At 70.9% G+C, this 14,115-nt stretch carries 10 protein-coding genes; 5 read left to right on the top strand and 5 right to left on the bottom strand.

Features of this window, described 5'->3' with window-relative positions:
• Positions 1 to 68: 68 nt before the first annotated feature.
• Entirely contained in the window at positions 69 to 5,024 is a 4,956-nt protein-coding gene (locus tag M2283_RS42905; RefSeq protein WP_280882007.1) for an NAD-glutamate dehydrogenase, read from the top strand.
• A 104-nt stretch (positions 5,025 to 5,128) separates the two neighbouring features.
• Here M2283_RS42905 and M2283_RS42900 read toward each other — a convergent pair whose 3' ends face one another.
• Both M2283_RS42900 and M2283_RS42895 read right to left on the bottom strand, forming a co-directional pair.
• Complete coding sequence (locus M2283_RS42900; protein ID WP_280882034.1) at positions 5,129 to 5,995, bottom strand: ABC transporter ATP-binding protein; 867 nt, start codon at positions 5,993 to 5,995, stop codon at positions 5,129 to 5,131.
• 37 nt (positions 5,996 to 6,032) lie between these two features.
• Positions 6,033 to 6,950, bottom strand: coding sequence for an ABC transporter permease (locus tag M2283_RS42895; RefSeq protein ID WP_280882006.1), 918 nt, complete (start codon positions 6,948 to 6,950; stop codon positions 6,033 to 6,035).
• 286 nt (positions 6,951 to 7,236) lie between these two features.
• Here M2283_RS42895 and M2283_RS42890 point away from each other — a divergent pair, with 286 nt between their 5' ends.
• The gene (locus M2283_RS42890) at positions 7,237 to 7,863 is read left to right on the top strand and encodes a TetR/AcrR family transcriptional regulator (RefSeq protein WP_280882005.1); all 627 of its coding nucleotides are present in this window, start codon (positions 7,237 to 7,239) and stop codon (positions 7,861 to 7,863) included.
• An 80-nt stretch (positions 7,864 to 7,943) separates the two neighbouring features.
• Positions 7,944 to 8,588, top strand: coding sequence for a response regulator transcription factor (locus M2283_RS42885; RefSeq protein WP_280882004.1), 645 nt, complete (start codon positions 7,944 to 7,946; stop codon positions 8,586 to 8,588).
• A 27-nt stretch (positions 8,589 to 8,615) separates the two neighbouring features.
• Here M2283_RS42885 and galE read toward each other — a convergent pair whose 3' ends face one another.
• Positions 8,616 to 9,596 (bottom strand): UDP-glucose 4-epimerase GalE, encoded by a 981-nt coding sequence (gene galE / locus M2283_RS42880; protein WP_280882003.1) that lies wholly within the window; start codon positions 9,594 to 9,596, stop codon positions 8,616 to 8,618.
• 229 nt (positions 9,597 to 9,825) lie between these two features.
• Between galE and M2283_RS42875 the strand changes: the two genes are divergently transcribed.
• The gene (locus M2283_RS42875) at positions 9,826 to 11,469 is read left to right on the top strand and encodes a glycosyltransferase family 39 protein (RefSeq protein WP_348538963.1); all 1,644 of its coding nucleotides are present in this window, start codon (positions 9,826 to 9,828) and stop codon (positions 11,467 to 11,469) included.
• On the opposite strand, the gene M2283_RS42870 is transcribed toward M2283_RS42875, so the two are convergent.
• On the bottom strand, positions 11,420 to 11,902 hold the full coding sequence (locus M2283_RS42870; protein ID WP_280882002.1) for a MarR family winged helix-turn-helix transcriptional regulator: 483 nt from the start codon (positions 11,900 to 11,902) through the stop codon (positions 11,420 to 11,422). The two genes, M2283_RS42875 and M2283_RS42870, sit on opposite strands and share 50 nt — an antisense overlap.
• A gap of 126 nt (positions 11,903 to 12,028) precedes the next feature.
• Here M2283_RS42870 and M2283_RS42865 point away from each other — a divergent pair, with 126 nt between their 5' ends.
• Positions 12,029 to 12,442 carry an organic hydroperoxide resistance protein gene (locus tag M2283_RS42865; protein WP_280882001.1) on the top strand — a complete coding sequence of 138 codons (414 nt, stop codon included), beginning with the start codon at positions 12,029 to 12,031 and terminating at the stop codon, positions 12,440 to 12,442.
• Between the two features lie 15 nt (positions 12,443 to 12,457).
• Here the strand turns inward: M2283_RS42865 and M2283_RS42860 are convergent, their stop codons facing one another.
• Positions 12,458 to 14,053: a hypothetical protein gene (locus tag M2283_RS42860; protein WP_280882000.1), complete on the bottom strand. Its 1,596-nt coding sequence runs from the start codon at positions 14,051 to 14,053 to the stop codon at positions 12,458 to 12,460.
• Positions 14,054 to 14,115 lie beyond the last annotated feature (62 nt).

Raw genomic sequence — 14,115 nt, 5'->3', positions numbered from 1 at the left:
AGCCGCAGGGGAAGACCCCGTACTTCCTTCTACGTCACGCAACGGCGCGCGACAGGAGCCAGAGGACAATGCAGACCAAGCTGGACGAAGCCAAGGCCGAGCTGCTGGAGAGGGCCGCTCGGGTAGCTGAGAACAGCCCGGTCGGGGGGAACCTACCGACCGGGACGGCGGACGAGGGCGATCCGGACACCCCGGACAGCGAATCCGTACTCGCGTTCCTCCAGCGCTACTACCTGCACACGGCCCCGGAGGATCTGGGCGACCGTGAGCCGGTCGACATTTTCGGGGCCGCCTTCTCGCACTACCGGTTGGCCGAGAACCGCCCGCAGGGCACGGCCAACGTGCGGGTGCACACCCCGACCGTCGAGGAGAACGGCTGGACGTGCAGCCACTCCGTCGTCGAGGTCGTCACCGACGACATGCCCTTCCTCGTGGACTCCGTGACGAACGAGCTGACCCGGCAGGGCCGCGGTATTCACGTGGTGATCCACCCGCAGGTCGTCGTCCGCCGTGACGTCACCGGCAAGCTCATCGAGGTGCTCACCACGCCGTCGGGCGGCGAGCTGCCGCACGACGCGCACATCGAGTCCTGGATCCACGTCGAGATCGACCGCGAGACCGACCGCGACGACCTCAAGCAGATCACCGCCGACCTGCTGCGTGTCCTGTCCGACGCCCGGGAGGCCGTCGAGGACTGGGACAAGATGCGGGACGCGGCGCTGCGCATGGCCGACGAACTGCCCAAGGAGCCCGTCGCCTCCGACCTGCGCGCCCAGGACGTCGAGGAGGCGCGCGAGCTGCTGCGCTGGCTGGCCGCCGACCACTTCACCTTCCTCGGCTACCGCGAGTACCAGCTGCGGGACGACGACTCGCTGGCCGCCGTGCCCGGCACCGGCCTCGGCATCCTGCGCTCCGACCCGCAGCACGCCGGTGACGAGAGCCACCCGGTCAGCCCGTCCTTCGAGCGGCTGCCCGCCGACGCCCGCGCCAAGGCGCGCGAGCACAAGCTCCTGGTGCTGACGAAGGCCAACAGCCGCTCGACCGTGCACCGGCCGTCGTACCTGGACTACATCGGCGTCAAGAAGTTCGACGCGGACGGCAACGTGATCGGTGAGCGCCGGTTCCTCGGGCTGTTCTCGTCCGCCGCGTACACCGAATCGGTGCGCCGGGTTCCGGTCATCCGCCGCAAGGTCGAAGAGGTCCTGGACCGGGCCGGCTTCTCGCCCAACAGCCATGACGGGCGCGACCTGCTGCAGATCATGGAGACGTACCCGCGCGACGAGCTCTTCCAGACCCCGGTCGACGAGCTGCAGTCCATCGTCACCTCGGTGCTCTATCTGCAGGAGCGCCGGCGCCTGCGCCTCTACCTGCGCCAGGACGAGTACGGCCGCTACTACTCGGCCCTCGTCTACCTCCCGCGCGACCGCTACACCACCGGCGTCCGGCTGCGGATCATCGACATCCTCAAGGAGCAACTGGGCGGTACCAGCGTCGACTTCACGGCCTGGAACACCGAGTCGATCCTCTCCAGGCTGCACTTCGTGGTGCGCGTCCCGCAGGGCACCGAGCTGCCGCAGCTGTCCGACGCCGACAAGGAGCGCATCGAGGCCCGCCTGGTCGAGGCCGCCCGCTCCTGGGCGGACGCGTTCGGGGAGGCGCTGAACTCCGAGTGCGGCGAGGAGAAGGCCGCAGAGCTGCTGCGCCGGTACGGCAGTGCCTTCCCCGAGGGCTACAAGGCCGACCACTCCCCGCGCTCCGCGGTCGCCGACCTGGTCCACCTGGAACAGCTCAGCGACCCCCACTCGGAGAGCGGCAAGGACTTCGCGCTCAGCCTGTACGAGCCGGTGGGCGCCGCACCCGAGGAGCGCCGGTTCAAGATCTACCGCAAGGGCGGCTCGATCACCCTCTCCGCGGTGCTGCCGGTGCTCAACCGGCTCGGCGTCGAGGTGATGGACGAGCGGCCCTACGAACTGCGCTGCTCGGACCGCAGCATCGCCTGGATCTACGACTTCGGCCTGCGCATGCCCAAGTCGCAGAACGGCAGCGGGGACTACCTCGGCGACGACGGCCGCGAGCGCTTCCAGGAGGCCTTCGCCGCCACCTGGACCGGCAAGGCGGAGAACGACGGCTTCAACTCGCTGGTGCTGAGCGCCGGTCTCAACTGGCGCCAGGCGATGGTGCTGCGGGCGTACGCCAAGTACCTGCGCCAGGCGGGCTCCACCTTCAGCCAGGACTACATGGAGGACACCCTCCGGAACAATGTCCACACCACCCGGCTGCTGGTCTCCCTGTTCGAGGCGCGGATGTCGCCGGACCGCCAGCGCGCGGGCCACGAGATCGTCGACGCACTCCTCGAAGAGGTCGACGCGGCCCTCGACCAGGTGGCCTCCCTCGACGAGGACCGCATCCTGCGGTCCTTCCTGACGGTCATCAAGGCGACGCTGCGGACGAACTTCTTCCAGGAGGCGGCGGGCGGCAAGCCGCACGCGTACGTGTCCATGAAGTTCGACCCGCAGGCCATCCCGGATCTGCCCGCGCCGCGACCGGCGTACGAGATCTGGGTGTACTCGCCGCAGGTGGAGGGCGTGCACCTGCGCTTCGGCAAGGTCGCGCGCGGTGGTCTGCGCTGGTCGGACCGCAAGGAGGACTTCCGCACCGAGATCCTCGGCCTGGTCAAGGCGCAGATGGTGAAGAACACCGTCATCGTGCCGGTCGGCGCCAAGGGCGGCTTCGTCGCCAAGCAGCTCCCGGACCCGAGCGTGGACCGGGACGCGTGGCTCGCGGAGGGCATCTCCAGCTACAAGACGTTCATCTCGGCCCTGCTCGACATCACCGACAACATGGTGGCCGGCGAGGTCGTGCCCCCGGCGGACGTCGTGCGGCACGACGAGGACGACACGTACCTCGTGGTCGCCGCCGACAAGGGCACGGCGACGTTCTCGGACATCGCCAACGGGGTCGCGGAGACGTACAACTTCTGGCTCGGCGACGCCTTCGCCTCCGGCGGCTCGGCGGGTTACGACCACAAGGGCATGGGCATCACCGCCCGCGGCGCCTGGGAGTCCGTGAAGCGGCACTTCCGGGAGCTGGACGTCGACACGCAGAGCGAGGACTTCACGGTCGTCGGCATCGGTGACATGTCCGGTGACGTGTTCGGCAACGGCATGCTGCTGTCCGAGCCCATCCGCCTGGTCGCCGCCTTCGACCACCGGCACATCTTCATCGACCCGCACCCGGAGGCGGCCCCCTCCTACGCCGAGCGCCGCCGCGTCTTCGAGCTGCCGCGCTCCAGCTGGGCCGACTACAACACGGAGCTCATCTCCACCGGCGGCGGCATCTTCCCCCGTACCGCCAAGGCCATTCCGGTCAACTCCCACATCCGCGAGGCCCTCGGTATCGAGGACAAGGTCGCCAAGATGACCCCGGCCGACCTGATGAAGGCGATCCTCAAGGCGCCGGTGGACCTGCTGTGGAACGGCGGCATCGGTACGTATGTGAAGGCGTCCACCGAGACCCACGCGGACGTCGGCGACAAGGCCAACGACCCGATCCGCGTCGACGGCGCCGACCTGCGCGTCAAGGTCGTCGGCGAGGGCGGCAACCTCGGGCTGACCCAGCTGGGCCGGATCGAGTTCGCGCTGGCCGGTGGCAAGATCAACACGGACGCGATCGACAACAGCGCGGGCGTGGACACCTCCGACCACGAGGTGAACATCAAGATCCTGCTCAACGGCCTGGTCACCGACGGCGACATGACAGTCAAGCAGCGCAACAAGCTGCTCGCCGAGATGACCGACGAGGTCGGCCGGCTGGTCCTGCGCAACAACTACGCGCAGAACACCGCGATCGCCAACGCCCTTGCCCAGTCCAAGGACATGCTCCACGCCCAGCAGCGGTTCATCCGCCACCTGGTGCGCGAGGGCCACCTCGACCGGGCGCTGGAGTTCCTGCCGACCGACCGCCAGATCCGCGAACGCCTCGCTCAGGGCCAGGGGCTGACCAGCCCGGAGACGGCCGTGCTGATGGCGTACACGAAGATCACGGTCGCCGACGAGCTGCTGCACACCACGCTGCCGGACGACCCCTACCTGCGCGCCCTGCTGCGCGCGTACTTCCCGACGGCGCTGCGCGAGAAGTTCCCCGAGTACATGGACAAGCACCCGCTGAGCCGGGAGATCGTGACGACCGTGCTGGTCAACGACACGGTCAACACGGGCGGTACGACGTATCTGCACCGGCTCCGTGAGGAGACGGGGGCGTCCCTTGAGGAGATCGTCCGGGCCCAGACCGTGGCGCGCAGGATCTTCAGCTCGGCGCCGGTGTGGGACGCGGTCGAGGCCCTGGACAACCAGGTCGAGGCCGCCGTCCAGACCCGGATCCGGCTGCACTCGCGGCGGCTCGTCGAGCGCGGCACGCGCTGGCTGCTCAACAACCGGCGCCAGCCGCTGCAGCTCGCCGAGACGGTGGAGTTCTTCGCCGAGCGGGTCGAGCAGGTCTGGCAGCAGCTGCCGAAGCTGCTGCGCGGAGCGGACCTGGAGTGGTGGCAGCGGATCTACGACGAGCTGACCGGCGCCGGTGTCCCGGGCGAGCTGGCCACGCGCGTGGCCGGTTTCTCCTCGGCCTTCCCTGCGCTGGACATCGTCTCGGTGGCCGACCGCATGGGCAAGGAGCCGATGGACGTCGCCGAGGTCTACTACGACCTCGCCGACCGCCTCCACATCACCCAGCTCATGGATCGCATCATCGAGCTGCCCCGCGCCGACCGCTGGCAGTCCATGGCCCGCGCCTCCATCCGCGAGGACCTCTACGCGGCGCACTCGGCGCTGACCGCCGACGTCCTGGCCGTCGGCAACGGCACCTCGACCCCCGAGCAGCGCTTCAAGGCCTGGGAGGAGAAGAACGCGCCGATCCTCGGCCGGGCCCGCACGACGCTGGACGAGATCCAGAGCTCGGAGGCGTTCGACCTGGCCAACCTGTCGGTGGCGATGCGGACGATGCGGACGCTGCTGCGGGCGCATGCGTAGCCAGTAAGAACAGAAAGGAGCCCCGGACCGCGTCGAGCGGTCCGGGGCTCCTCTGTCCGGGTGCCGGGTGCCGGGTGCCGGGTCGGCCAGGCGGGCCAGGTAGGTCAGGCCGTCACAGCCGCCGCAGGCTTCGGCTTCGGCTTGGCCTTGGGCTTCGCCGTCTTGTCGCTCTTGTCGCCGGTGAAGGCCTCGTACTCCGCGAGGACCTCCTCCGTCGGACCGTCCAGGCGCAGCACCCCGCGCTCCAGCCACAGGACGCGGTCGCAGGTGTCGCGGATCGTCTTGTTGTTGTGGCTGACCAGGAACACCGTGCCCGCGTGCTTGCGCAGCTCGCGGATGCGCTGCTCGGAGCGCTTGCGGAAGGCCGCGTCGCCGGTGGCCAGCGCCTCGTCGATGAGCAGGACGTCGTGGTCCTTGGCGGCGGCGATGGAGAAGCGCAGCCGGGCGCCCATGCCGGAGGAGTACGTCCGCATGGGCAGGGTGATGAAGTCGCCCTTCTCGTTGATGCCGGAGAAGTCGACGATGTCGTCGTAGCGCTCCTTGATCTCCTCGCGGGACATGCCCATGGCGAGGCCGCCGAGGTAGACGTTGCGCTCGCCGGTCAGGTCGCTCATCAGGGCCGCGTTGACGCCGAGGAGGGAGGGCTGGCCGTCGGTGTAGATCCGGCCGTTCTCCACCGGCAGCAGGCCCGCGACCGCCTTCAGCAGGGTCGACTTGCCGGAGCCGTTGGTGCCGATCAGGCCGATGGCCTCGCCCTTGTACGCGACGAAGGACACGTTCCTGACGGCGTGCACCTTGCGGACGCCCGAGGCCTGGTCGGCCTGCTTGCGGCGCAGCATGCGGTTGAGGGCGGCGGTCGCGGAACCACGTCCGCCGCTGGTGCCGTTGACCCGGTAGACGATGTCGACGCTGTCGGCGACGACGGTGGGGATGTCGCTGCGGGAGGTCTGGGCGGCGTCCTGGTCGGTCATGCGGTCGGTGATCCCGTCTGCGAACTCTTCGGTGTGCTCAGCCACGGCCGTACGTCTCCTCGGCCTTCCAGAAGTAGATGAAGCCACAGACCCCGGCGAGCAGCGCCCAGCCCACGGCGAGCGCCCACACGTGGGGCGGCAGCTGGCTCGCGTGGAAGCTGTCGATGAGGGAGTAGCGCATCAGGTCGATGTAGACGGCGGGCGGGTTGGCCTTGAGCGCCGGAGCCACCCAGCTGGGCAGGTCGTCGTGCTGCTTGGTCAGCTTGTCGATGCTCCACATGACGCCGGAGATGTACATCCAGGTGCGCAGCACGAACGGCATCAGCTGGGCGATGTCAGGGGTCTTGGAGCCCAGCCGGGCCATGATCATCGCGATGCCGGTGTTGAACGTGAACTGCAGCACCAGGACCGGGATCGCCAGGAACCAGGAGAACGAGACCGGGATGCCGAAGCAGAGCAGGATCACGACCAGGGCGCACATCGAGAACAGCAGCTGCTGGAGCTGCTGCAGGCAGAAGGAGATCGGCAGCGCGGCCCGCGGGAAGTGCAGGGCGCGGACCAGGCCGAGGTTGCCGGAGATGGCGCGGGTGCCGGTCAGGATCGAGCTCTGGGTGAACGTCCAGATGAACACGCCCGTAACCAGGAACGGGATGTAGTCCGGCACGCTCCGCTTGGTGTCGAGCAGCACGCCGAAGATGAAGTAGTACACCGCCGCGTTGAGCAGCGGGGTCATGACCTGCCAGACCTGGCCGAGCTTCGCCTGGCTGTACTGGGACGTGAGCTTGGCGGTGGAGAAGGCGGCGATGAAGTGGCGCCGGGCCCACAGCTCACGGACGTACTGGGGCAGGGTGGGGCGGGCGCCGCTGACCGTGAGGCCGTGTCGCGCGGCGAGTGCCGCGAGATCGTCGTCGTCGGCAGTCGACGTCGGGGGCGGTGTGTGGAGTACCTGGCTCACATCCGCTGCTTTCGCTCGGGGGGTGGGGGTGCGGGCGAACCGGCCCGTCGGCCGGCCGGTCCGTAACCCGGCGTTTCCTTACGCTTCTCTTCACGTTCTCTTACGTCGGGACGGGACCGTATCGTCGCAACGTGAGCGTAGGCCGTCCGGGCGTCGGAACGCAACCGTTTCGTCGTCACGTTCTTCGCCGGGCCGAGACCGTTTCGTCGCCGGGACGGAACCGTTTCGTCGTGACGCGCAGCGTGGGGACGGGACCGTATCGTCGCAACGCCCTATGCTGGGCGGCATGACGACGAACGCCGACGAGCCCCAAACCCGTCCGCGCCGCCGCACCCCCGCCGGAGCGGCCGTGCTCCGTCCGGATGTGACGGAAGCCATTCGGGCCGCCGTCTTCGAGGAGCTCGCGGCCGTCGGCTACGCGCGGATGTCCATCGAGGGGATCGCGCGTCGCGCGGGCGTCGGCAAGACCGCGGTGTACCGCCGCTGGCGTTCCAAGCTGCACCTGGTGCTCGACGTCGTCTCGGCGCTCGCGGTGCAGGGCCTGCCGGTGCCCGACACGGGCTCCCTGGAGGGCGACCTGCGGCTGCTGTACGAGTTCACCTCGCGCGCGTTGCGCCACCCCGTGGCCTCGCAGATCATCCCGGACCTGCAGGCCGAGGCGGCCCGCAACCCCGAGATCGCCGAGGCCATGCAGAAGGCGCTGCGCGAGGGTCAGGAGGGCGTCGCCAGCAAGATCGTGGTGGCGGCGGCGCAGCGCGGGGAGGTCAACGGCGACCTCGACGAGGACCTGGCCCTCGACCTGATCTCCGGGCCCCTGTACTGGCGCTCGGTGGTGATCCGCAGCCCGAAGCTGCCCAAGGGATACCTGGGCGCGCTGGCGCGGGCCACCGCGGAGGCGATCAAGGCACTGTGAGTAGGCTGCGGTGATCAGGCCGCCGGTGGCCGACAGGACGTCGCCGTGCGCACGGTGACCGGAGTTGAGGCGGAACTGCCGTGAGAGTCGTGATCGCCGAGGACAACGCCCTCCTCAGGGAGGGTCTCGTCCTCCTGCTGACATCCGCGGGACACGACGTGGTCGCCGTCGCCGGCACCGGCCCGGAGGTGCTGCCCGCCCTGCTGGAACACCGCCCCGACGCCGCCGTCCTCGACGTCCGCATGCCCCCCGGCTTCCGCGACGAGGGCCTGCGCGCCGCCCTGGAGGCACGCGAGCGGATCCCCGGCCTGCCGGTCCTGGTCCTGTCCCAGTACGTCGAGGAGTCGTACGCCGCCGAGCTGCTGACCGGCGGCGCGAGCGGCCTCGGCTACCTCCTCAAGGACCGGGTCGGCCGGGTCGACGAGTTCCTCGACGCGCTGGAACGCGTCGCCGCCGGCGGCACCGCCCTCGACCCCGAGGTCGTCACCGAACTCCTCACCCGCCGCAAGGACTCCCCGCTCGACTCCCTCACCCCCCGCGAACGCGAGGTCCTCGCCCTGATGGCCGAGGGCCACGACAACGCCACCATCGCCAAGACCCTCGTGGTCACCGAACGCGCCGTCCACAAACACATCGGCAACGTCTTCCTGAAACTGGGCCTGCCGCCGAGCGACAGCGGGCATCGGCGGGTGCTGGCGGTACTGGCGTATTTGAACAACCAGTAGCGGCGGGCCGGCAGTTGGCGGTGCGGGTCAGCCCCGCCCCGCCCCCGGATGCCGCCGCACCCACCCCTCCCAGGCCGACGTGATCATGTCCTGGACGTCGTGTTTGGCCTTCCAGCCCAGTTCGGTGGCGGCGCGGTCGGCGGAGGCGACTACTCGGGCGGGGTCGCCGGGGCGGCGGGGAAGGGCGGTCGGGGGGCGGTCGTAGCCGGTGAGGGTGTTGATGTGGTCGATCATTTCGCGGACCGAGACGCCCTCGCCGCGGCCGATGTTGAGGGTGAGGTCGCGGCCGGGAGCGGAGCGCAGGGCGTGGGCGGCGGCGACGTGGGCCTCGGCGAGGTCGACGACGTGGATGTAGTCGCGTACGCAGGTGCCGTCGGGGGTGTCGTAGTCGTCGCCGAAGATGCGTGGGGGCGCGTTCTCGGTGAGCTTCTCGAAGACCATGGGGACGAGGTTGTAGACGCCGACGTCGGCCAGCTCCGGGGCCGCCGCGCCCGCCACGTTGAAGTAGCGGAGGGAGGCCGTGGAGAGTCCGGTCGCGCGGCCCGTCGCGCGGACCAGCCACTCGCCGGCCAGTTTCGTCTCCCCGTACGGCGACATGGGCACGCAGGGGGTCTCCTCCGTCACCAGGTCCACGTCCGGCATGCCGTACACGGCCGCGGAGGAGGAGAAGACGAAGGACGGGACGCCGGCCGCCGTCACGGCCTCCAGGAGGACGCGCAGGCCCTCGACGTTCTCGCGGTAGTAGTGCAGGGGGAGTTGCACCGACTCGCCCACCTGCTTCTTCGCCGCGAGATGGACGACTCCGGTGACCTCGTGGTCGGCCAGCGTGCGCGCCAGCCGTTCGCCGTCCAGCGTCGAGCCGGTCACCAGGGGCACCCCGTCCGGCACGCGCTCGGCGATGCCGGTCGACAGGTCGTCGTACACCACGGCCTGTTCGCCCGCCTCGGTCATCGCGCGCACGACGTGCGCCCCGATGTAGCCGGCGCCGCCGGTGATCAGCCAGGTCATGTGCGACCGTCCCCTCGTCGGTGTGTCCCGCGTATCAGTGAAGCAGGCGGGGGTGTCAGGCGGGACCGGCGGCGGGCTCCCTGTGGACAGAGGCCGGTGAACGTCGCGAACGTCCACATACCTCCTCATGCATCGTCAATCATCAGTAAGAGGCTACTAGTAGTACAAAATGATTTCCGTGGAGAACGAAGGTGCGGCAGCGGGCCGTCGGAAACCTACGGAGGCCGTCGTGGCCGTGGCGGTGCCCGCGGCCGTCATGCTCGCGATCGGACTGTGGGGGCTCGACCGCGGCGGCATATGGCGCGACGAGGGCGTCACCTTCCAGGTCGCACGGCGCTCCGTGCCGCAGATCTGGCGGCTGCTGCACGGCGTGGACGCGGTGCACGGCCTGTACTACCTGCTCATGCACGCCGTCCTCGCCGTCCACTCGGACGAGATCGTCCTGCGCCTGCCGTCGGTCTGCGCCGCCGCCGCGACCGCGGGCCTCGTCGGGGCGCTCGGCGTCCGGCTCGCGGGGGCGCGCGTCGGGTTGTGGGCCGGACTGCTGTACGCCGTGACCCCGATGGTCGGGCACTACGCGCAGGAGGGACGGTCGTACGCCCTGGTCGCGGCCGGCGTGGCGGGCGCGACGCTGCTCCTGGTGCGCGCGCTGGACGGACGGTCCTGGTGGCCGTACGCGCTCGTGCTCGCCGCCACCTGTCTGCTGCACGAACTGGCGGTCCTGGTGCTGTGCGCGCACGCGGTCACGCTGGTCTGGACGCGGGCGCCGAAGCGGGCCTGGTGGGGCTGGGCGCGCGCGACGGGGGCCGTCGGCGTCGTACTGCTGCCGCTCGTGCTGGTGTCGCGGGCGCAGTCGGGCCAGGTGGAGTGGTTGCCGGTGCCAGGGTGGGGGAGTGCGGAACGGCTGCTGCGCGGCTTCACGGCCGGGCCCACCGGCGTGGTGTTCTGGGGGTGCCTGATGCTGGTGGTGCTGGGGCTGCCGGTGCGCCAAGTGGCCGCCGTCGCGCTGCCGTTGGCGGTGGTGCCGCCCGCGCTGCTGATGACGGTCTCGCAGGTGCGGCCGATGTACGACGACCGGTATGTGCTGTACGCCCTGGCCGGAGTGCCGTTGCTGGTGGCGGCGGGAGCGGACCGGATGGTCTCGGCCGATGCCGGCCGGCCGACGATGCGCCGCCTGCTCCACACGCCCGCCGCGGGCGCCCTCGCCGTCACCCTGGCCTTCCTGCACGCCCTCCCCGTGTACCGCCAGGACCGCACCCCCGCCCACCGCCCCGACGACCTCGCCGCCGTCTCCGCACTCACCGCCCGGCAACTGCGCCCCGGCGACCCGGTGGTGTACCTCCCGTCGATCGGCCGGCGCTCGGCACTGGCGTACCCCAAGGGGTTCCGGCGGGCCTGGGACATCGCCCTCGGCGAGCCCGGCCCACCGTCCGGCACGCTCTACGGCCGTGAGGTCGGCGCCGGCGAACTGCGCCGCAGACTCGCGCGCGTGCACCGCCTCTGGGTCGTCACCGAGCCGTACGCCCTGCGCTCCCGCTGGTACCCCGGCGACCCCACCGAACGCACCAAACTCACCGCCGTGGAAGAGCAGTTCGTGCCCGCGAGCGCGCAGCGGACGCGGTACGTACTCGGGGGCGTCGCCCTCCGGCTCTACGTCAGACGGCCGGACGCGTTCGGTCCGACGGTGGGGCCGGGTGCGGCAGTTGGGCTCGGCCCGACGGCCGCGCCCAGCCCCACCGGCACGCCCGGCCCGGCATCCAACTCCCGCCCGACAGTCACGCGCGGCCCAACAGGCAAGCACAGCCCCGCAATCGCCCCCGCGCTCACTCCTCCGACGCCCGCTCCAGCGTCGCCGCGTCCAGAGCCGAGGTGAGTTCGTCGAGGCGGGAGCGCAGTTCGCGGATCTCGTCCACGTCGAAGCCGGTCGCGGCGGAGATGCGGCGGGGCACCGCGAGGGCGCGCTCGCGCATCGCGTCGCCCTCGTCCGTCAGCCCCACCTCCACCGAGCGCTCGTCGCGGGCGCTGCGCTCGCGGCGGACCAGACCGGCCGCCTCCAGCCGCTTGAGCAGCGGGGACAGGGTGCCGGAGTCGAGCCGCAGGTGCTCGCCGAGCTTCTTGACGGGCAGCTCGCCGTGCTCCCACAGCACCAGCATCACCAGGTACTGCGGATACGTGATCCCGAGGTCCTTGAGGACCACCCGGTAGACACCGCCGAACGCGCGCGAGGCCGCGTTCAGGGAGAAGCAGATCTGCTGGTCGAGACGGAGCCAGTCGGTGGTGGGCGGAGTGGGAGTCGGCGTGGTCATGCGACCAGGATAGCCCTTGCAGGCCATTTAGTTGTACGCAATTGAATTGTGTGCTCTACTTGAGTCCGTCAGGCGGCCGAAGAAGCCGAAGCCGCCGGCAGATGACTTTGAGAGGGATGGTTTTCCATGGACGCGCTCTACACCGCTGTCGCCACCGCCACCCACGGCCGCGAGGGCCGTGCCGTCTCCTCCGACGGCAAGATCGACGTCCCGCTGGCGTTCCCGGTGGAGATGGGCGGCAACGGCCAGGGCACCAACCCGGAGCAGCTCTTCGCCGCCGGTTACGCGGCCTGCTTCGGCAGCGCTCTCGGTGCCGTCGGCCGGCAGGCGAAGGTCGACGTCAGCGACGCGGCCGTGACCGCCGAGGTCGGCATCGGCAAGGTGGGCGAGGGTTTCGCCCTGAAGGTCACCCTGCGCGTCGAGCTCCCCGACACCGTGGACGAGGCCACCGGCCACAAGCTGGTCGAGGCCGCCCACCAGGTCTGCCCGTACTCCAACGCCACCCGCGGCAACATCGAGGTCACCCTCGTTGTCGAGTAGCAGCCGGGCACGACCTCACCCGACCCGCGCCAGCACCTCTCCCGTCCGCGGACTCCACGCCACCACCACGGCCTCCCCGGGCACGGGGTGCCAGCGCGTCAGCAGCAGCCAGCGCACGTGATAGCGGCGGACTACGGCGGTGCGCTCGGCGCGGGTCGAGGCCGGGGCGAGGTAGCCGCGGACGTCGGCCAGCCGGCGCAGCCGCTCCGGTTCGGCCAGGGCCGGGTCCGGCCAGGCGGGCGCGGCGAGGTTCGGGCCGTAGCCCGCGATCGCGTGGACGGCGTAGTAGCCGTCGGTGATCACGACCTCGCCGGGCCCGATGTGCCGCGCGGCCCACGCGTACGACGGCCAGCGCGGCGGCTGTGCGAAGCCGACCGGATCCAGTGACCGCGGCACCACCGCCCCCGCCTGCACGGTCAGAAAGCCGATGCAGGCGCCCACCGCGACGACCTCGCCCAGCATCCGCCGCCGCGCCGACCACGGCCCGGGCGCCGCCAGTTCCACGGCGAGCGCGAACTGGAGCGGCAGGAGCGTCAGCCCGAGGATCCTGCCGTACGTGTAGTGCCCGCCGAGCCAGCCGTACGCCACCACCAGGCACTCCAGGCCGAACATCAGCACCAGCGGATCCCGCACCCCCGACCACCACCGGGCCCCCGTCGTCCCTGGCCCCGAAGCCGCCCGCCGCGCCCGCAGCCACAGCGCCGGCAACCCCAGCAGCGCCAGCCAGAAGTGGCCGGTCAGGCCCCGGTAGAGCCGCCGGTGCATCGCGTCCACGCTGCTGTCGGCGGCCAGCGCGAACACGTCGAAGTACGGCCACACCATGGCGACCAGCAGGGCCGTCCCGCACGCCAGCGCCCAGCGCCCCGCCGTGGCGAGCCCCCAACTCCGCTGCCACCCCGCCACGAAGGCCACCGCGCCGAGCACCGCAGCCACCGCCGTGATCGGGTGGATCAGCAGGATCAGCCCGTACAGCGCGCCGAGCCCCGCGTACCCGGCCGGGCCCGGCAGTCCGCTCGGGCCGACGAACCGCACCCGCTCCGCGTTCCGCGCTCGCGCACCCGTCAACGCCCAGGCCCAGAAGGCGAGGCCGATCGCGAACGTCGACGGGTAGCCGAGGTTGCCCGTCATCGACATCAGCCCGAGGTAGCCGCTCCACCAGGCCCGTTCGGTGCCCCACAGCAGCGTCATCGAGGCGACCGCGAGGACCGGGGCCCACTGCCTCGGCGTCAGCACGCGCGTGAAGCGGCCGATGCCGGTCAGCAGGACGAGGAGGTTCAGCGGACCGGCCAGCCGCAGCACCTCCCAGCCGCCCAGGCCGGTCAGCCGGGCGAACGCGCCCTGTGCCACCGCGTACGGCGAGTAGTACGGGCTGCCCGCGCCCGGCAGGTCCGCCATCGGGTGGCGCGGATGGAGCAGGCCCGCCTTGAGGCGTTCGACGACCGCCGCGTGCTGGCCGGCGTCGCAGCACAGCGGCACGCGCCAGTACGCCAGTGACATCACCAGCCAGAACAGGAAGCCGAATGCCTGGTACGGCGTCGGGCGCCGGAGTCGGCCGCCGCGCAGGGCCGTCGCGCCGCGCACGATGCGCCGGGTGGCGAGAGCGGTGCTCACCGGTGATCAGAGGGTCGGGGCATTTGCCGTATGTTCCCGTCGGGGGCAACGGCACCACCCGA

The organism is Streptomyces pseudovenezuelae, from assembly GCF_029892565.1.
GTDB lineage: Bacteria > Actinomycetota > Actinomycetes > Streptomycetales > Streptomycetaceae > Streptomyces > Streptomyces pseudovenezuelae_A.
This window is presented reverse-complemented; position numbering and strand designations above follow the sequence as displayed.

Bases quoted from the DNA above. Each gene is read 5' to 3' on its own strand.
- M2283_RS42905 (WP_280882007.1), top strand. From the start codon at position 69: ATGCAGACCAAGCTGGACGAAGCCAAGGCCGAGCTGCTGGAGAGGGCC.
- M2283_RS42900 (WP_280882034.1), bottom strand. From the start codon at position 5,995: ATGACCGACCAGGACGCCGCCCAGACCTCCCGCAGCGACATCCCCACC.
- M2283_RS42890 (WP_280882005.1), top strand. From the start codon at position 7,237: ATGACGACGAACGCCGACGAGCCCCAAACCCGTCCGCGCCGCCGCACC.
- galE (WP_280882003.1), bottom strand. From the start codon at position 9,596: ATGACCTGGCTGATCACCGGCGGCGCCGGCTACATCGGGGCGCACGTC.
- M2283_RS42870 (WP_280882002.1), bottom strand. From the start codon at position 11,902: ATGACCACGCCGACTCCCACTCCGCCCACCACCGACTGGCTCCGTCTC.
- M2283_RS42865 (WP_280882001.1), top strand. From the start codon at position 12,029: ATGGACGCGCTCTACACCGCTGTCGCCACCGCCACCCACGGCCGCGAG.